At 67.5% G+C, this 17,032-nt stretch carries 15 protein-coding genes; 6 read left to right on the forward strand and 9 right to left on the reverse strand.

Translation table 11 applies throughout. The features are described from left to right. Window positions 1-73: 73 nt before the first annotated feature. From cmk to LJ760_RS10830, 8 genes are all read right to left on the reverse strand, one after another. Window positions 74-775, reverse strand: a complete 702-nt coding sequence (cmk, locus tag LJ760_RS10795) for a (d)CMP kinase (RefSeq protein WP_227922672.1) — start codon at window positions 773-775, stop codon at window positions 74-76. Next, window positions 772-1,881 carry a prephenate dehydrogenase gene (locus tag LJ760_RS10800; RefSeq protein WP_227922674.1) on the reverse strand — a complete coding sequence of 370 codons (1,110 nt, stop codon included), beginning with the start codon at window positions 1,879-1,881 and terminating at the stop codon, window positions 772-774. The genes cmk and LJ760_RS10800 overlap by 4 nt, the downstream gene beginning before the upstream one ends. A gap of 3 nt (window positions 1,882-1,884) precedes the next feature. Next, entirely contained in the window at window positions 1,885-3,114 is a 1,230-nt protein-coding gene (locus LJ760_RS10805) for a pseudouridine synthase (protein ID WP_227922676.1), read from the reverse strand. 24 nt (window positions 3,115-3,138) lie between these two features. Next, complete coding sequence (scpB, locus tag LJ760_RS10810; protein ID WP_227922678.1) at window positions 3,139-3,783, reverse strand: SMC-Scp complex subunit ScpB; 645 nt, start codon at window positions 3,781-3,783, stop codon at window positions 3,139-3,141. After that, the gene (locus tag LJ760_RS10815) at window positions 3,780-4,733 is read right to left on the reverse strand and encodes a segregation and condensation protein A (RefSeq protein WP_442860651.1); all 954 of its coding nucleotides are present in this window, start codon (window positions 4,731-4,733) and stop codon (window positions 3,780-3,782) included. The genes scpB and LJ760_RS10815 overlap by 4 nt, the downstream gene beginning before the upstream one ends. Continuing rightward, window positions 4,711-5,604 carry a ParA family protein gene (locus tag LJ760_RS10820; RefSeq protein WP_227922680.1) on the reverse strand — a complete coding sequence of 298 codons (894 nt, stop codon included), beginning with the start codon at window positions 5,602-5,604 and terminating at the stop codon, window positions 4,711-4,713. The genes LJ760_RS10815 and LJ760_RS10820 overlap by 23 nt, the downstream gene beginning before the upstream one ends. Before the next feature lie 114 nt (window positions 5,605-5,718). Beyond that, the gene (locus tag LJ760_RS10825) at window positions 5,719-6,306 is read right to left on the reverse strand and encodes a GNAT family N-acetyltransferase (protein ID WP_227922682.1); all 588 of its coding nucleotides are present in this window, start codon (window positions 6,304-6,306) and stop codon (window positions 5,719-5,721) included. 159 nt (window positions 6,307-6,465) lie between these two features. Beyond that, on the reverse strand, window positions 6,466-7,893 hold the full coding sequence (locus tag LJ760_RS10830) for a cation:dicarboxylate symporter family transporter (protein WP_227922685.1): 1,428 nt from the start codon (window positions 7,891-7,893) through the stop codon (window positions 6,466-6,468). Between the two features lie 131 nt (window positions 7,894-8,024). On the opposite strand from LJ760_RS10830, the gene LJ760_RS10835 reads away from it, so the two are divergent. Together LJ760_RS10835 and LJ760_RS10840 are read left to right on the forward strand one after the other, a co-directional pair. Further along, window positions 8,025-9,647 carry a sensor histidine kinase gene (locus tag LJ760_RS10835; protein ID WP_227922687.1) on the forward strand — a complete coding sequence of 541 codons (1,623 nt, stop codon included), beginning with the start codon at window positions 8,025-8,027 and terminating at the stop codon, window positions 9,645-9,647. After that, window positions 9,644-10,363 (forward strand): response regulator, encoded by a 720-nt coding sequence (locus LJ760_RS10840; RefSeq protein WP_227922689.1) that lies wholly within the window; start codon window positions 9,644-9,646, stop codon window positions 10,361-10,363. Before LJ760_RS10835 ends, LJ760_RS10840 begins: the two co-directional genes overlap by 4 nt. 16 nt (window positions 10,364-10,379) lie before the next feature. On the opposite strand, the gene LJ760_RS10845 is transcribed toward LJ760_RS10840, so the two are convergent. Next, entirely contained in the window at window positions 10,380-12,296 is a 1,917-nt protein-coding gene (locus tag LJ760_RS10845; RefSeq protein WP_227922691.1) for an AMP-binding protein, read from the reverse strand. 185 nt (window positions 12,297-12,481) lie between these two features. Between LJ760_RS10845 and LJ760_RS10850 the strand changes: the two genes are divergently transcribed. The 4 genes from LJ760_RS10850 to LJ760_RS10865 are packed head-to-tail and all read left to right on the forward strand — an operon-like array spanning window position 12,482 to window position 16,744. Then, window positions 12,482-13,147, forward strand: coding sequence for a GntR family transcriptional regulator (locus tag LJ760_RS10850; RefSeq protein WP_227922693.1), 666 nt, complete (start codon window positions 12,482-12,484; stop codon window positions 13,145-13,147). Further along, window positions 13,144-14,661, forward strand: coding sequence for an MmgE/PrpD family protein (locus tag LJ760_RS10855; protein WP_227922700.1), 1,518 nt, complete (start codon window positions 13,144-13,146; stop codon window positions 14,659-14,661). Before LJ760_RS10850 ends, LJ760_RS10855 begins: the two co-directional genes overlap by 4 nt. Beyond that, entirely contained in the window at window positions 14,662-15,567 is a 906-nt protein-coding gene (prpB, locus tag LJ760_RS10860; protein ID WP_227922703.1) for a methylisocitrate lyase, read from the forward strand. A gap of 43 nt (window positions 15,568-15,610) precedes the next feature. Beyond that, window positions 15,611-16,744, forward strand: coding sequence for a bifunctional 2-methylcitrate synthase/citrate synthase (locus LJ760_RS10865; protein ID WP_227922706.1), 1,134 nt, complete (start codon window positions 15,611-15,613; stop codon window positions 16,742-16,744). The last annotated feature ends 288 nt before the right edge of the window (window positions 16,745-17,032 follow it).

Here is a 17,032-nt window from a genome sequence, read left to right on the forward strand (position 1 = left end):
CCGCCGGATGTCCTCCTCCCATTGAAACACGGGCGGGTGCCCGTAGTTGGTGCTTAGGTCCCCCGGCAGGGAGCTAGTGGGTACTGGTGAAAACCACTTCGAGTACGGCCGAGACCGTCTCTTCGAAGTCCAGGTCGGAGGAATCGATGGTGACGACGCCGTCGGCGGCCTGCTGGAATTCCACCACGGTGGAGTCCTTCGCGTCGCGGACCAGGACCTGTTCCTTCAGCGCCGCGGCGGTCTGCGTGCCGCCCAGCTGGATGCCGCGGCGGCGGAGCCGTGCTTCTTCGCTGGCGGTGAGCAGGATCCGCACCTCGGCATGCGGAGCCACCACGGTGGTGATGTCCCGGCCCTCGGCCACGATCCGCAGGCCCGAGTCCCGAATCAGCTGCTGCTGGCGTCGAACCAATTCCGCCCGGGCACCCAAGGTGGTGGCGACGGCGCTGACCGAGGAGGACACGGCGGGCTCGCGGATGGCGTCGGTGACGTCCCGGCCGCTGACCCGCACCCATTCCTCGTCCGGAGACAGGCTCAGGGCAATGTCGGCGTTTTCCGCGGCGGCCTCGACGGCCACCGAATCGGCCAGGTCGATGCCGGCCTCCATGCAGGAGAGCGTGACCGCACGGTACATGGCACCGGTGTCGAGGTAGGCGGCGTGCAGGCGGCGGGCCACTTCCCGGCTGATGCTGGACTTGCCCGAACCCGACGGTCCGTCGATGGCCACAACCAGCGGCTTGCCCTGCCGGAACTGGGCCGGATCCACATTAGAACTCACTGCACTACCTTCCACCCGCGGGCGCTTAATTCAGAAACAAGGTCATTCACCCGGCCGGGCAGGACGGAGATTTCCGCCCGTCCCACCTGCCGGCCGGAGGCGTGCTCCAGCCGGAGGTCCTCCAGGTTCACGCCGATCTCACCGATTTCGGTGAGCAGCCGGGCAATCTGGCCCGGCGTGTCATCCACCAGGACGGTGAAGGACACAAAGGCCTGCGCCGGTCCGCCGTGCTTGCCCGGAATCCGGGCCTGCCCCGCGTTGCCTTCGGCAATCAGCTGCGCCATGTCCAGGCGCGCACCGTCCGCCACCGGGTCTTCGAGCGTGCGGATCAGCCGGTTCAGGTCCTCGCGGACCCCGTGCAGGATCGGCACCAGCCGCCCGGCGTTTCCGCTGAGGATCTGCACCCAGAGATTCGGATCGCTTGCGGCAATCCGGGTCACATCCCGCAGGCCGTTGCCGGACAGGGCAAGGGACTGCGGCGGGGTTTCCTGCAGCCTGCTCGCCACCAGGGAAGCCATGACCTGCGGCAGGTGCGAGGTCAGCGCCACGGACGCGTCGTGCTCCTCGGCGGACATCCGGGAGACCACGGCCCCCAGGTCGAAGGCAAGGGCCTCGGCGCGGCGCACGGCTTCCGGGGCCGCTTCCTGCGGCGGGCAGATCACCCAGGGCATGCCGTTGAACAGTTCTGCCCGTGCAGCTACCGGCCCGGATTTCTCCCGGCCGGCCATCGGGTGCGTACCCACATAACGGCTGAGGTCGGCGTCGCGCTCCCGCAGGTCAGCCAGGACGGCGGACTTGACGCTGGCAATATCGACGACGACGGCGGCCGGCCAGTCCTTCAGCGCTGCCGCGGCCAGGGCCGCGGTAACGTCCGGAGGAGCAGCAACGACGACAAGGTCCGGCTCGAAGCCTTCACCGGCGTCACTGAGCAGCCGTCCGGCGCCGATGTCGCGGGCCACTGCCTCTGTCGAGGGAGACAGGTCCGAGAGCACCACGTCGACACCCCGGGCAGAAAGCCCGAGGCCGATACTGGTGCCCAATAGTCCCGTACCGATAATCAGCACGGATCCGGACAGGTGGGTGCCCCCGTCAGCGGCAGCGGCCATTGGCTACAGTCCTACTGAGGCGAGCAGGTGTCCGACCTCGCCGCGGCCGAGGACGCGGATGCTGCCCTGGCGCTGGTCGCCCAGGCTGATCGGGCCGATCTTGGTGCGCACGAGGCGCTCTACCGGGTGGCCGACGGCGTCGAACAGCCGGCGCACAATGCGGTTGCGGCCCGAGTGCAGGACTACCTCGACCAGGAGGTGTCCCGGGGTGGAGTCGACGAGTTTGAAGGAATCAACCTTCTGGAAACCGTCTTCCAGCTCGATGCCTTCCCGCATCTGTGCGCCCACGCCGTGGTTCATCGGTCCGCGGACCTGCACCAGGTAGGTTTTGGGCACTTCGTAGGAGGGGTGCGTCAGCCGGTTGGTCAGCTCGCCGTCATTGGTCAGCAGCAGCAGGCCCTCGGTTTCGTTGTCCAGCCGGCCAACGTGGAACAAACGCTCGTTCTTGCTGGTGGCCTTCAGGAAGTCGCTGATGCAGGGACGCCCTTCGGGGTCTTCCATGGTGGAGATGACGCCGCGGGGCTTGTTGAACACGTAGTACTTCTGGGTTTCATCCAGCTGCAGGCGCATGCCGTCCACGTGGATGGCCACCGTCGCCGGGTCGACGCGGACACCGAGCTCGGTGACAACCTGGCCGTCAACCTCGACGCGGCCTTCGGCAATCATTTCCTCGCACACGCGGCGGGAGGCGACGCCGGCGCTGGCCATGACCTTCTGCAGGCGGACGCCTTCGGGGTTGTGCTGTTCGGAAATCACCGGGGCCGCGGGGCGGCGGGTGGTGGAACGGCGTACGGGGCCCAGGTTCTGGCCGAAGCGCTCACCGCGGAAGGCGCGGTCGCCGCTCTTACGCTGGCCCTGCTGGGGACCGCCGAACTTGCCGGCACCGGACTTGGAACCGCCCGGCTTGAAGCCGCCCGACTTGGGAGCACCGGACTTCGGGGCACCGGTCCGGGGTGCACCGGTCTTGCCGGATTTGTCCGGGCTCGAGCCGAAGGCCTTCACGGCGTCGGACTTGAACTTCTCGGGACGGGCTGCCTCGGGGCTGACGGGCCGGTAACCGTTGGCGCGGTCTTCACCGGGCTTCAGGCCCGATGCCGAGCGGGGTCCGCCGGTGCGGTTGGAGGTGGGCTTGGAGCCGCGGCCGTAGCTCTTGCCGCCGGCGGGGCCACCGGCACTGCGTCCGCCGCCGCGAGGGGTATTGCGGCCGGATCCGGAACGGGGTGCTGGTGTCATGAGTAAGTCCTTTGGGTGTAGCGGTTAATAAGTAGTGTCTTCATATTCGGCCAGGTTTTCCAGCCCGGGCAGGTGCGGTGCAATCTGTGGAAGTTCGTCGAGGCTGCCCAAACCAAGCCGTTCCAAAAAGTACGGCGTTGTCCGGTACAGCAGCGAACCGGTTTCCGGTTCGGTGCCGGCGTCGACGATCAATCCACGCTGAACCAGCGTGCGGACCACCGAATCGACGTTTACTCCCCGGATCGCGGAGACCCGGGCCCGGGAGACGGGCTGCCGATAGGCAATCACCGCCAGTGTTTCCAGTGCGGCCTGCGACAGCCGTGCACTCTGGCCTTCCAGTACAAACTTCGACACAACGGGCGCATAGTCAGCGCGGGAAAAAATCCGCCATCCGCCTGCTACGTCGCGGAGTTCAAAACCACGCGGTGCGCCCTCGGGTCCATCCCCAGTATAACCGTCATACTCCCGCTGCAGTTCCGTGAGGGCCGCGAGCACTTCCCGCTCCGGCACGCCGATCACCGAGGCCAGCACCGCGGGGGCTGCGGGTTCGTCCACCACCATCAGCACCGCCTCCACAGCGGCCTTCACTCCCCCGGGAAGTGCTGCAAGGTCTTCGCGGCCGTCATCCCCGCCGCTTTTCCCGGGACCAAAACCAGGTTCCGCCGTCATGACCGGTCCCCTTCCAGGGTTGTGTGTTGGGCTGTTGCGCCAGTGGGCCCGCCGTTTTCGCCGGTGCGCTGCTGGTCATCTTCATCTCCTCCGGGGGCAACACCGGCGGCCGGATCCGCCCCTCCGGTCCAGGTCACGAGCAACTCCCCTAGCGGGGCAACCTGTTCGAAGCTGACGGCTCCGTCACGGAACATTTCCAGCAGCGCGAGGAACCGGGCCACCGCCACCGGACCGTCGGCGTCGGACACCAGGGCCCCGAAGGTGGCCGCGCCGTCGGCAGCGAGCCGTTCCGCGAGGATCAGGGCCTGTTCCCGGACGCTGGTCTTGGGTGCGTGCAGGTGTTCAAGCCCCACTGTCGGAGGCAGCTCTTCCCGCGGCTGCAGGGCACGGACGGCAAGGTCCGCGAACTGCTGCGGCGTGGTCCGCCAGACCAGCTCGGGAAGCATCGCCGCGAAGTGCGGATCCAGGGATACCTGCCGCGGGAAACGCCGTGCTTCGTCCGTCAGCCGGTCCCCCAACAGGGCGGCCATCTCGCGGAACGCCTTGTACTGCAGCAGCCGCGCGAACAGCAGGTCGCGGGCCTCGAGCAGGGCGACGTCTTCCTCGTCCTCCACGTCGCCGGCCGGAAGCAGGCGCGCAGCCTTGAGGTCCAGGAGGGTGGCGGCGATAACCAGGAATTCGCTGGCCTCATCCAATGCCACCTCGGGTCCGGTGCCGAAGAGCTCCCGGATGTAGCCCAGGAACTCATCGGTGACGGCAGCGAGGGCGATTTCGGTAATGTCCAGCTCGTGCTTGGAAATCAGCCCCAGCAGGACATCGAAGGGCCCGGTGAAGTTTGCCAGACGGACTTCGAAGCCGGCACGGGAGGCCGGATCCTGCGGTCCCGGCTCCCTGGCGTCCGGCCCCGCCGGGTGGGCGGGCGCCGGCTTAGGGCGCGCCGCCGCGGGCAATCAGTTCCTTGGCGAGACGGCGGTAAGAGTCGGCGCCCGGGTGGTTGCCGGCGTACGAGGTGATCGGCTCGGCCGCCACAGTGGCGTCGGCGAACTTGATGGTCCGCTTGATGACCGTTTCGAAGACCTTGTCCCCGAAGGCTTCCACCAGGCGGGAAATCACTTCACGGCTGTGCAGGGTTCGGGCGTCGTACATGGTGGCCAGGACGCCGTCCACCTGCAGGCTGGGGTTGAGCCGGTCCTGGACCTTCTCGATGGTCTCCACCAGCAGGGCCACCGCACGCAGGGCGAAGAACTCGCAGATCAGCGGGATGATCACGCCGTGCGCGGCGGTCAGGGCGTTGACGGTCAGCAGGCCCAGGGAAGGCTGGCAGTCGATGAGGATGACGTCGTAGTCATCCGACACCCGGCGCAGGGCGCGTTCGAGCACCTGCTCGCGGGCTACCTCGTTCACGAGCTGCACCTCGGCTGCGGAAAGGTCGATATTGGCCGGCAGCAGGTGGATGTTCTCGATGGAGGTTTCGTGGATCGCCTCGCGGATATCCACCTTCCGGTCCATCAGCACGTTGTAGACGGTGAGGTCCAGTTCGTGCGGGTTGGCTCCCATCCCTGCGGACAGGGCACCCTGCGGATCAAAGTCCACCAGCAGTACGCGGCGGCCGGCTTCCGCGAGGGCTGCGCCGAGGTTGATGGTGGAGGTGGTCTTGCCGACCCCGCCCTTCTGGTTCACCATCGCAATGATCCGGGCAGGACCATGGGACGTGAGGACGGGAGGCTCGGGGAATACCGTCAGGGGACGTCCGGTTGGACCCATCACCGTTTCGGCTCCGGTTGCGTCCTGCAGAGTTGATGAACCCTGTTCGCTGCTCACGTATAAATCCACGCTTCCGTATCTAGCTTTGCTGCGGGCTGTCTTTGTCAAGGTTACAGCCGCGCCACGGCCATCCCGCGAATCAGGGCCGTGATGACCGGCGAGCCTTGACGCTCAAGTAGAACTCGAACCTTGAGGGCGGACGGCAGCATGCAGATGCATGTCGTGCCAGCCGTCGGCATGCCTGAGGGCGCTGCGCTTGGTTCCTTCCAACGCGAAGCCGGTCTTCCGGGCAACGCCGCAGGAGGCCTGGTTGTGCACCGAGTGGGAAAGCTGGAGGCGCATGAGGCCTGCCGAGCCGAACGCCCAGCGTGTCAGCGCGTCAACGGCCCGTGATGCCACGGCTTTCCCCCGATCCCCGGACAGCACCCAATAGCCCAGTTCAGCATCGCCTTCGTACAGATTGACGCGGCTGAGGGCCACGCGCCCCACCACGTTCCGGCCGCTGGTGCAGACGGCCCAGTTGGCCCCGGATTCTTCCTGCCAGCGGGCACCCCAGCGGCGGATCCACTCGAGCGCTTCGGCTTCGGTGGCCATCGTCCGCCGGTTGAAGCGGGAGATATCCGGCTCGCCGTACGCCTTCGCCACCACGGCGGCGTCGTCGTCCCGCCAGGGCCGCAGCACCAGGCCGTCCGCGTCGAGGCTCGGCTGCACCTGGCTGCTCAATGTCCCGCGCGGCAGATAGGGGCCAAGTGCTGTCATCGAAAGACCACCGTTTCGTAGAGCGGGCATCGAGGACCATTATGCACTCACGCGGATTCCCGCCGGACGCCGCAGCACGCGCAAAAACGCGCCCCGCCCCGGTGTCTTCCGGGGCGGGGCGCGTTCTGAGTTGCTGCGGGTGTTGCGGCGCCGCTGTCCTTAGCGCCGCGGATCGCCGGCGGTGCCGGCGACTGCGGAACTGCCGGCGGGGCCGGGAACCGTGGCGGCCAGTTCGGCGGATTCCGCCGTCTGGCGCGGTTCGTCCGTGCCGGCGTCGACGTTCATGCTCGCTTCGTCGAAGGGCAGTTCGCGGTCGAGGACCGCCTTGACCTGCTCCTTGTCGATTTCCTTGGTCCAGGTGCCAATGAGCACGGTGGCCACGGCGTTGCCGGTGAAGTTGGTCAGGGCGCGGGCCTCGGACATAAAGCGGTCGATGCCGACAATCAGGCCCACGCCTTCGATCAGGTCGGGGCGGTGGGACTGCAGGCCGCCGGCCAGTGTGGCGAGGCCGGCGCCGGTGACGCCCGCGGCGCCCTTGGACGCGACGATCATGAAGACCAGCAGGGAGATCTGCTCGCCCAGCTCCAGCGGCTTGCCCATGGCCGAGGCCACGAACAGTGCGGCCATGGTCAGGTAGATGGCGGTTCCGTCGAGGTTGAAGGAATAACCGGTCGGCACCGTAACGCCGACCACGGGCTTGGAAATGCCCAGGTGTTCCATCTTTGCGATCAGGCGCGGCAGGGCCACCTCGGAGGAGGAGGTGGAGAAGATCAGCAGGTATTCACGGCCCAGGTAACGCATGAGCTTGAAGATGCTGAACCCGGTGACCAGCTTCAGCAGTCCGCCCAGGATCACCACGATGAAGAGGATGCAGGTGATGTAGAAGGCAATCATCAGAGTTGCCATGCTGACGATCGCCTGGATGCCGGTCTCGCCGACGACGGCTGCAATGGCACCGAACGCGCCGATGGGTGCCAGCCACATGATCATCATCAGGATGCGGAAGACCAGGGCCTGGATGTAGCCGATGCCCTTGAGCACGGGGGCGCCTGCGGCGCCCATCTTCTGCAGGGCAAAGCCTACGAGCAGGGCAACGAAGAGGGTCTGGAGAATGGACTCGCCGGTGAGGGAGGCCAGAAGCGTGGTGGGGATGATGCTGAGGAGGAAGCCGGTCATGCCGTCGCCCTCCTCCGGTGCTGCGGGGGCAGCGTCGCCCGCGGACTGGAGGTCCAGGCCTTCGCCGGGATGGATCAGGTTGCCCACGACCAGGCCGATGGCCAGGGCGAAGGTCGACATGATGATGAAGTAGCCCAGTGCAAGGCCGCCGACCTTGCCGACGGTGGCAGCTTTGGCGATTGATCCGATGCCTAGGACAATGGTGCAGAAGATGACCGGAGCGATCATCATCTTGATGAGGTTAATGAACCCTGTTCCGAGCGGCTTCAGGGATTTCGCGAACTCCGGCGCCATGAGACCGATAACGGCACCGAGCACAACCGCCGCAATGACGGCAATGTAGAGGAAATGGGTTCTGTCCGGTTTCCGGCTCTTCTGTGAACCGGCATACGGATTGGCGGCAGCTGCCATGGCGGTACTCCTTGTGCAATTGGTCGGCTTCCATCTTCGTTGGGTGATGTGATCACAGTCACCCTTGTGTTCATACTGTTCCCAGTGGAACCGCTTACACCGTGTAACTACTCGCAACCAAAGGATCGAAAGTGCATCGAGGCAGCCTGGCCGGCCGGTTGTTCCTGGCCCAGCTTGCCTTCATCCTGTGCGTCTCGGGCGGAATCGCCTGGGGCCTGTACCAGCAGGCGGAAGAGAACACCCGCGAGGAGACCGGTCTACGGATGCTGGCAGTGGCCGGGACAGCGGCTGCCAGCAGCACGGTCCGCACCGCCGTCGATTCCCCGGAGCCCGAGGTCCTCCAAAGTTACGCACGTGAGGTGATGGAGCGCGTGGGCGTTGATTTCCTGACCATCATGGATACCGACCGGACGCGGTTCACCCATCGGAACCCGGACCAGATCGGCAAGCCCTACATCGGGTCCATCGACCCTGCCCTGGCCGGGGAGAGCTTCACGGAAACCTACACGGGCACGCTCGGACCCTCGGTCCGCGCCGTCACCCCCGTGTACGACGACGCCGGCAACGTCACCGCGCTCGTCGCCGCCGGCATCACGGTGGACCGGGTGGCCATAGCCCGGGATGCACGGCTGCCGGAACTGTTCGCCATCGACGCCGCCGCGCTCGCTGCCGGAGCGGTGGGGTCATACCTGCTCAGCCGCTATCTGCGCCGGGCCACCCACGGCCTCGGTCCCGCGGAGCTGACGCACATGTATGCCTTCTACGACTCGGCGCTGCACTCGGTGCGTGAAGGGCTCCTGCTGCTCAATGACCGGGGACAGCTGGTGCTCTACAACGACGAAGCCGCCGTCCTGCTGGGGCTGCCGCCGACAGATACCGCCGTGCGGAGCCGGGAACTGCCGGATCTTCCCGGACCACTGGCATCGCTCCTGCGCTCCGGCCGGGACGCCCGGGAGGAAATCCACCTCACCGGCGAGCGCATCCTGGTGGTCAACCAGTCCGCAGCGGTGTCCGCAGGGCCGCACAGCCGGCGGTTCGGCACGGTCACTACGCTGCGGGACCATACCGACGTCGAATCCCTCACCGGCGAGCTGGCCTCCATGCGGACCCTCGCTGATGCCCTGAGCGCCCAGGCCCACGAGCACGCCAACCGCGTGCACACCCTGGCGTCCCTGATCGAACTGGGGCGCAGCGACGAAGCCCTGCGGTTTGCCACTGCCGATCTGGAACAGTCACAGCAACTCAATGACGAGGTCCTGGCCGTGGTGGAGGAACCGGCGGTGACCGCCCTGCTGATGGGCAAGGCGGCACAGGCCCGCGAGCGCGGCATCGAGCTGGACATAGCGGTGGGTCCGGAAACAGGACGCTTCAGCGGGGCCGGGCTGGAACCGGTGGAGCTGGTGACCATCATCGGCAATCTGCTGGACAACGCCTTCGACGCCGCAGAGGACTCCGTGCGCCTCTACCTGGGCAGCGGCGACGGCCAGCTGCTCATCGAGGTGCAGGACGACGGTCCGGGCGTGGACCCCCAGATAATCGAACATATATTCGAACAGGGGTTCAGTACGAAGGAGCTGCCGCAGGGACGGGTGCTGTCCGGCCGCGGAATCGGGCTTGCATTGGTCCGCCAGGCCGTGACGCGCCTGGACGGAAGCATCCAGGTGCTGGGCGGCCCGGGGGCCTGCTTCAGCGTGGAACTCCCCCTGCCGGATTCGCCCTCTGTCCCGGTCCCCCTGGCGGAGGCAGCATCGTGACCCGGCACTCCCCCGACGTCGGCGTGCTGGTGGTGGAGGACGAGGAAATCCCCGCCGAGGCCCACGCAGAGTATGTCCGCCGGGCGCCGGGCTTCCGGCTGGCGGGTATCGCACGCACCGGCGCCGAAGCCCTGGAAGCGCTCAAGGCAGCCGAGTCGGCGCCGCCCGGCAGCGAAGCGGAGATCGGCCTGGTGCTGTTGGACATGAACCTGCCTGACCTGCACGGGCTGGACCTGCTGCGCCGGATCCGCGGGGCGGGACTGCCCGTGGACGTCATAGCCATCACCGCGGTCCGGGACCTGGCGGTGGTGCGCAGCGCCATGTCCGGCGGCATTGTCCAATACCTCATCAAGCCGTTTACGTATTCGGCGTTCAGCACCAAGCTCACCGCCTACGCCGAGTACCGGCGCAGGATGACCGAGCAGGCCGCCTCCACCACGCAAAGCGAGGTGGACAGCGCCTTTGCCGCCCTCCGTCCTGCCGTGACGGGGCAGCTGCCCAAGGGCCTGTCCGCGGAAACGCTGGAGGCCGTGGCGGATCTGCTCAAGGGTGCCCGGGCACCGCTCTCCGCCACCGAGGCAGCAGAGTCGCTGGCCATGTCCCGGATCACCACCCGCCGCTACCTGGAGTACCTGGCGGACCAGCAGTCGGTGCTGCGCTCGCCGAGGTACGGCACCCGGGGCCGGCCGGAGCTGGAGTACAGCTGGCGCCGCTGAGGCGTTCAGCCCCGGCCTAGGGAACCGGACGCAGCACCGCGGTCAGGGCCGCCAGCACACCGGGATCCTCGATGGTGGAGGGCACGGTGTGCGGAACGCCGTCCGCGATCTGGCGCATGGTCTTGCGCAGCACCTTCCCGGACCGGGTCTTGGGCAGGGCGTCCACCACGTAGACGTCCTTGAAGTCCGCCACCGGGCCGATCTGCGAGCGCACCCGTTCGACCAGTTCGGCACGCAGCACGTCGGCGTCGATCTCCGCTCCTGCCTTCAACACCACGTAGCCGGACGGGCGCTGGCCCTTCACGGGATCGGCGATGCCGATTACCGCGGCTTCGGCGACGGCCGGATGGGAGCCCACCGCCTGTTCCATGGCACCGGTGGAGAGCCGGTGGCCGGAGACGTTGATGACGTCGTCGGTACGGCCCATCACGAACACGTAGCCGTCCTCGTCCACGTAGCCCGAGTCCCCGGTGGCGTAGTAGCCGTCGAAAACCTCCAGGTACGCCGCCCGGTAGCGTTCGTCGCTGCCCCAGAGGGTCTGCAGGGTTCCCGGCGGGAGCGGCAGTTCCAGGGCGATGTTGCCCTCCGTCCCCGCCGGTACCCGCTTCCCGTCCGGCCCGAGCACGCGCACGGCAAACCCGGGAACCGGGACGGTGGGTGACCCGGCCTTGACCGGCAGCTCCTCCAGTCCCACGGGGTTGGCGCAGATGGCCCAGCCGGTTTCGGTCTGCCACCAGTGGTCAATCACCGGCACCCCGAGCGCAGCCTCCGCCCACTCCAGCGTGGCCGGGTCCAGGCGCTCGCCGGCGGCAAAGAGGTGCCGCAGCCGGGAGAGATCGTGACGGCCCGGTTCGACGGCGTCGGGGTCGGCCTTGCGGATGGCCCGCAGCGCGGTGGGCGCGGTGAACAGGACGTCGACGCCGTGCTCCGCGGCCACCCGCCAGAACGCACCGGCGTCCGGGGTGCCCACGGGCTTGCCCTCGTACAGCACGGTGGTGGCGCCGGCGATCAACGGCCCGTAGACGATGTAGGAGTGGCCCACCACCCAGCCGACGTCGGAAGCCGTCCACATCACCTGTCCCGGTCCCACCCCGTAGATGTTCTCCATGGACCAGGCCATCGCCACCGCGTGGGAGCCGTTGTCCCGCACCACGCCCTTGGGCGAGCCCGTGGTGCCGGAGGTGTAGAGGATGTACAGCGGATCGGCGGCGGCCACGGAGACCGGCCCGGCGGGCACGGCGTCTGCGGCGAGCGCATTCCAGTCATGCCAGGCCGCCCCGCCGGTGCCGTCAAACTCCTCGCGGGTAGCCGTGAAGCCAGTCCGTTCGGCCACGACGACGGCGGCCACCCGGTGCGTGGCGGTTTCCAGGGCCTCGGCGACGGCCGGCAGGTATTCAACCGCGCGCTTGGGTTCGAGTCCGCCGCTGGCCGTCACGATGACCGTGGGACCGGCGTCGTCGATCCGGGCCGCGAGCTCCCGCGGGGCGAATCCGCCGAACACCACGGAGTGGACCGCGCCCAGCCGGGCGGTGGCCAGCATCGCGATCACGGCTTCGGGGATCATCGGCAGGTAGATGATCACGCGGTCGCCGGGGCCGACGCCGAGCCCGCGCAGCACGCCGGCGAAGCGTTCCACCTCGGCGAGCAACTGGCTGTAGGTATAGGTGCGGCTGGTGCCGAGCATGGCGGAGTCATAGATCAGGGCCGCGGTGTCTCCGCGGCCGGCGGCCACGTGGCGGTCCAGGGCGTTGAAGGAGGTATTGAGCTCCGCCTCCGGATACCAGGAGTACAGCGGCGCCTTGGCGTCCTCGAGGGCGCGGGCGGGCGGCGTGTCCCAGTCCACCAGGGCGGCGGCGCCCAGCCAGAAACCTTCCGGATCGGTGCTGCTGCGGGCATACGCCCGTTCGTAGGCTCCGGTGCTCTGCGCGTCCATGAATCCTCCTTGATTCCAGTGGGACCCGCCATGCTAATTGATGCTCTGCGGGCCTCACAAGGGCGATTGTGTATACAGCGACGCCTCCCGGGTGCCTTCTGTGGCTCCACAGTACGCATATGAGCCAGCTCATGTATACACTGACGGGTAACGTGACGCAGTTATCAGTCGTGAGGAGGCGCACTATGCGGGCAAGTGACCGTGCGTACGCCGCCCTGCGGCAGGACATCGTGGAGTGGCGGCTCCCGCCGGGCACCGTCCTGGGCGAAGTGGAGCAGTCCGCACGCCTCGGTATTTCCCGCACTCCCCTGCGGGAAGCACTGAGCCGGCTGACCGCGGACGGCCTGGCCGCCCCGCACAGCGGACGCGGCGTCGTCGTTACCGGCATCTCCCTCGACACCGTCGCCGAGCTCTTTGAACTGCGCCAGGCACTGGAATGCAAAAGCGCAGCCCTTGCAGCCGTACGCGGGCAGGCAGTGGTCTTTGAAGAGCTGCAGTCCCGCTTCCGCGCGGCAGGCAGCCTCATCAGCACCTCGGACCGGCAGAACCGCAGCGGCTACTACGAGCTGGTGGCCGAACTCGACGCCGCCATCGACACCGCCGCCGCGAATTCCTACCTCACGCAGGCGCTGGGCAACGTCCGGCTGCACCTGGCCCGGGTACGGCGCCTGGCCAAGGACAACCCCGAACGGCTGCTGGAAACCGCCGGCGAACACGCCACCATCGCCGCCGCCGTGGCAACCGGCGACCCGGACCTGGCGAGCGCCTCGGTATCGGTCCACCTGCACAAAAGCCTTGAACACCTTCGATCCGCCCGGATCACCACCCCCGAGATAAGGACAACACCTTGAACCTGAACAAAGTACGCGTCTACCGCAGCGACGAAAAGCTGGCCCGCGAAGACCAGCTGGCCTACAAGATCGCCAAAGTTGCCGCCGATCCCGTCGAGGTCACTGACGACGTCACGGACATGGTCATCAACCGCATCATCGACAACGCCTCCGTGGCCGTCGCATCCCTGAACCGCGGTCCGATTGTCGCCGCCCGCGCCCAGGCACTGTCCTTCTCCCCCTCCGCCCACGGCAAGGGCGCCTCCGTGTTCGGCGTGCTCGCCAAGACCTCCCCCGAATGGGCGGCCTGGGCCAACGGCGTGGCCGTGCGCGAACTGGACTACCACGACACCTTCCTGGCCGCCGAGTACTCCCACCCCGGAGACAACATCCCGCCCGTCCTCGCCGTCGCACAGCACACCGGCGCCTCGGGCCGGGACCTGATCCGCGGCATCGCCACCGGCTACGAAATCCAGGTCAACCTGGCCAAGGCCATCTGCCTCCACAAGCACAAGATCGACCACGTGGCCCACCTCGGCCCGTCCGCAGCCGCCGGCATCGGCACCCTGCTGGGGCTCGACGTCGACACCATCTTCCAGGCCGTCGGCCAGGCCCTGCACACCACCACGGCCACCCGCCAGTCCCGCAAGGGCGAGATCTCCACCTGGAAGGCACACGCTCCGGCGTTCGCCGGCAAGATGGCCGTCGAGGCCGTGGACCGGGCCATGCGCGGCCAGACCTCCCCCACCCCCATCTACGAGGGTGAAGACGGCGTCATTGCCTGGCTGCTGGACGGCCCCGACGCCGCCTACGAAGTGCCGCTGCCCGAAAACGGCGAAGCAAAGCGGGCCATCCTGGACACCTACACCAAGGAACACTCCGCCGAATACCAGGCCCAGGCCTGGATCGACCTGGCCCGCAGGATCCACGCCGAGCACCCCGAGGCAGCGGAAGCGGCCAACGTGGAAAGCGTCCTGATCGCCACCTCGCACCACACCCACTACGTGATCGGCTCCGGCGCCAACGATCCGCAGAAGTACGATCCCACCGCCTCGCGCGAAACCCTGGACCACTCGATCCCGTACATCTTCACCGTCGCCCTGCAGGACGGCGCCTGGCACCACGTGGACTCCTACTCCCCCGAACGCGCCGGCCGCCCGGACACCGTTGAGCTGTGGCACAAGGTCACCACCGTGGAGGATCCGGAATGGACCCGCCGCTACCACTCGCTGGACATCAGCGAAAAGGCCTTCGGCGGCAAGGTGACCATCGTGCTGACCGACGGCACCGTCATCACCGACGAGATCGCCGTCGCCGATGCCCACCCGCTCGGTGCCAAGCCGTTCACCCGCGAGCAGTACATCAACAAGTTCCGCACCCTGGCCGAAGGCCTGGTCTCCGCCGAGGAAATCGACCGCTTCCTCACCACTGTCCAGCGGCTGCCCGAACTGGCCGCCGGCCAGCTGGACCAGCTGAACATCACCGCTGCCGAGGGCGTCATCGACACCGCCGCCGCACCGAAGGGACTCTTCTAAATGCTGTACTCCTCCGTAACCCCCGAGGCCAAGCGGATTGCCTTCCGCGAAGGACTGGCCTCCGGCACCCTGCAGCAGTTCCCGGGCGCCTTCAACCCGCTCTCGGCACGCCTGATCGAGGAAAAAGGGTTCGACGGCGTGTACATCTCCGGCGCCGTCCTGGCCAATGACCTGGGCCTGCCGGACATCGGCCTGACCACGCTCACCGAAGTGGCCACCCGCGCCGGACAGATTGCCCGGATGACGAACCTCCCGGCCATCGTGGACGCAGACACCGGCTTCGGCGAACCGATGAACGTGGCCCGCACCATCCAGGAACTCGAAAACGCCGGCCTCGCCGGCTGCCACATCGAGGACCAGTTCAACCCCAAGCGCTGCGGGCACCTGGACGGCAAGAACGTGGTGGACACCGATACCGCGGTCAAGCGCATCCGCGCAGCAGCCGATGCGCGCCGGGATCCGAACTTCCTGATCATGGCCCGCACCGACATCCGCGCCGTGGACGGCCTGGAAGCGGCACAGGACCGTGCCCGCGCCCTGGTCGACGCCGGAGCGGACGCCATCTTCCCGGAGGCAATGAAGTCCCTGAAGGAGTTCGCGGCCATCCGTGCCGCCGTCGACGTGCCGATCCTGGCGAACATGACCGAGTTCGGCAAGAGCGACCTGTTCACCTACGACGAGCTGGCCTCGGCAGGCGTGAACATGGTGATCTACCCGGTCACCCTGCTGCGCAGCGCCATGGGTGCCGCCGAACGCACGCTGGAGACCATCAAGGCGCACGGCACCCAGCAGGCCGATGTACCCAATATGCTCACGCGTGCGCGTTTGTACGAACTGGTGGATTATGAGGCGTACAACCAGTTCGACACGTCCGTTTTCAACTTCCAGGTTCCGGGCACCCGCTAGGACCCGCTCCGCATTTCCCTGCACGACGAAGGAGTCAGCACCAATGACAGACACCCAGATCCACAAGGGCCTGGCGGGGGTACTCGTAGACACCACCCGCGTTTCCAAGGTCAACCCGGAAACCAATTCCCTGCTGTACCGCGGCTATCCCGTCCAGGAACTCGCCGCCCGCTGCAGTTTCGAAGAGGTGGCCTATCTGCTGTGGAACGGCGAGCTTCCCACCGAGGGACAGCTGGCCGAATTCACCGAAGGGGAACGCAGCCAGCGCGCCCTCACCCCCGAACTGAAGGCCGTCATTGACGCGCTGCCCGTGACCTGCCACCCGATGGACGTCTGCCGTACCGCGGCATCCGTGCTGGGCGCGTCCCACGAGCAGGCCGGGGATTCCTCCGTCCAGGCCAACATGGACAAGGCCGTGAGCCTCTTCGCGGCAATGCCCGCCGTCGTCGCCTACGACCAGCGCCGCCGCCGCGGCGAGGACGTCGTGGAACCGCGCGACGACCTGGACTACTCCGCGAACTTCCTCTGGATGACCTTCGGCGAGGAAGCCGCCCCCGAGGTTGTGGAGGCCTTCAACGTCTCGATGATCCTGTACGCGGAGCACTCCTTCAACGCGTCCACCTTCACCGCCCGCGTCATCACCTCCACGCTTTCGGACCTGCACTCGGCCGTGACCGGTGCCATCGGCGCGCTCAAGGGCCCGCTGCACGGCGGCGCGAACGAAGCAGTAATGCACACGTTCGCGGAGATCACCGAGAGCGCGGCCGACGGCGACGTCGCGGCCCACGCGGCTGCCTGGCTGGACGAGGCGCTGGCGGAGAAGAAGAAGATCATGGGCTTCGGCCACCGGGTCTACAAGAACGGCGACTCCCGCGTGCCGACCATGAAGGCCGCCCTGGACAACATGGTCAAGTACTACGACCGTCCGGACATGGGCGAGCTGTACACGGCCCTGGAATCGGCCATGGGTGAGCGCAAGAACATCCTGCCGAACCTGGACTACCCGGCCGGCCCGGTCTACCACCTGATGGGCTTCGACACGCTGACGTTCACACCGCTGTTCGTGGCCGCCCGGATCACCGGGTGGACGGCGCACATCATGGAGCAGCTCGAAGCCAACTCCCTGATCCGCCCGCTGAGCGAATACAACGGGGCCGAGGAGCGGCACCTGCCGTAGGTTTCGTCCTTTTGGCTGGCGCCGGGTCCCGTTGGGGGCCGGCGCCGGGGCACCATCGGGGGCCCCAACGAGGGCCCCGCCGGGGGCCCCGCCGGGGGCCCCGGAACGGCGGCAACGAAATTCCCCGCTCGCAGAGCTCGCGGAGAATATTAAAGCCGCCTTATCCGGGGTCCCCTGTGCCTTCCCCGCGGCCGCCTTATTGGGGGCCCGGCGCCATCCAGAGCCTCGCCGCGCCGGAGCCTCTGATCCTCCCTGGGGTCGCCGTATCCCCGGTCCCCTTCTCCGAGT

Source organism: Arthrobacter sp. zg-Y895 (assembly GCF_020731025.1).
In the GTDB taxonomy this organism is placed as follows: domain Bacteria; phylum Actinomycetota; class Actinomycetes; order Actinomycetales; family Micrococcaceae; genus Arthrobacter_B.

What these genes read in the sequence shown, in the direction of transcription:
- LJ760_RS10830 (WP_227922685.1), bottom strand. Translation starts at nt 7,893, where the DNA reads ATGGCAGCTGCCGCCAATCCGTATGCCGGTTCACAGAAGAGCCGGAAA.
- LJ760_RS10800 (WP_227922674.1), bottom strand. Translation starts at nt 1,881, where the DNA reads ATGGCCGCTGCCGCTGACGGGGGCACCCACCTGTCCGGATCCGTGCTG.
- LJ760_RS10850 (WP_227922693.1), top strand. Translation starts at nt 12,482, where the DNA reads ATGCGGGCAAGTGACCGTGCGTACGCCGCCCTGCGGCAGGACATCGTG.
- scpB (WP_227922678.1), bottom strand. Translation starts at nt 3,783, where the DNA reads ATGACGGCGGAACCTGGTTTTGGTCCCGGGAAAAGCGGCGGGGATGAC.
- prpB (WP_227922703.1), top strand. Translation starts at nt 14,662, where the DNA reads ATGCTGTACTCCTCCGTAACCCCCGAGGCCAAGCGGATTGCCTTCCGC.
- LJ760_RS10865 (WP_227922706.1), top strand. Translation starts at nt 15,611, where the DNA reads ATGACAGACACCCAGATCCACAAGGGCCTGGCGGGGGTACTCGTAGAC.
- LJ760_RS10805 (WP_227922676.1), bottom strand. Translation starts at nt 3,114, where the DNA reads ATGACACCAGCACCCCGTTCCGGATCCGGCCGCAATACCCCTCGCGGC.
- LJ760_RS10825 (WP_227922682.1), bottom strand. Translation starts at nt 6,306, where the DNA reads ATGACAGCACTTGGCCCCTATCTGCCGCGCGGGACATTGAGCAGCCAG.
- LJ760_RS10845 (WP_227922691.1), bottom strand. Translation starts at nt 12,296, where the DNA reads ATGGACGCGCAGAGCACCGGAGCCTACGAACGGGCGTATGCCCGCAGC.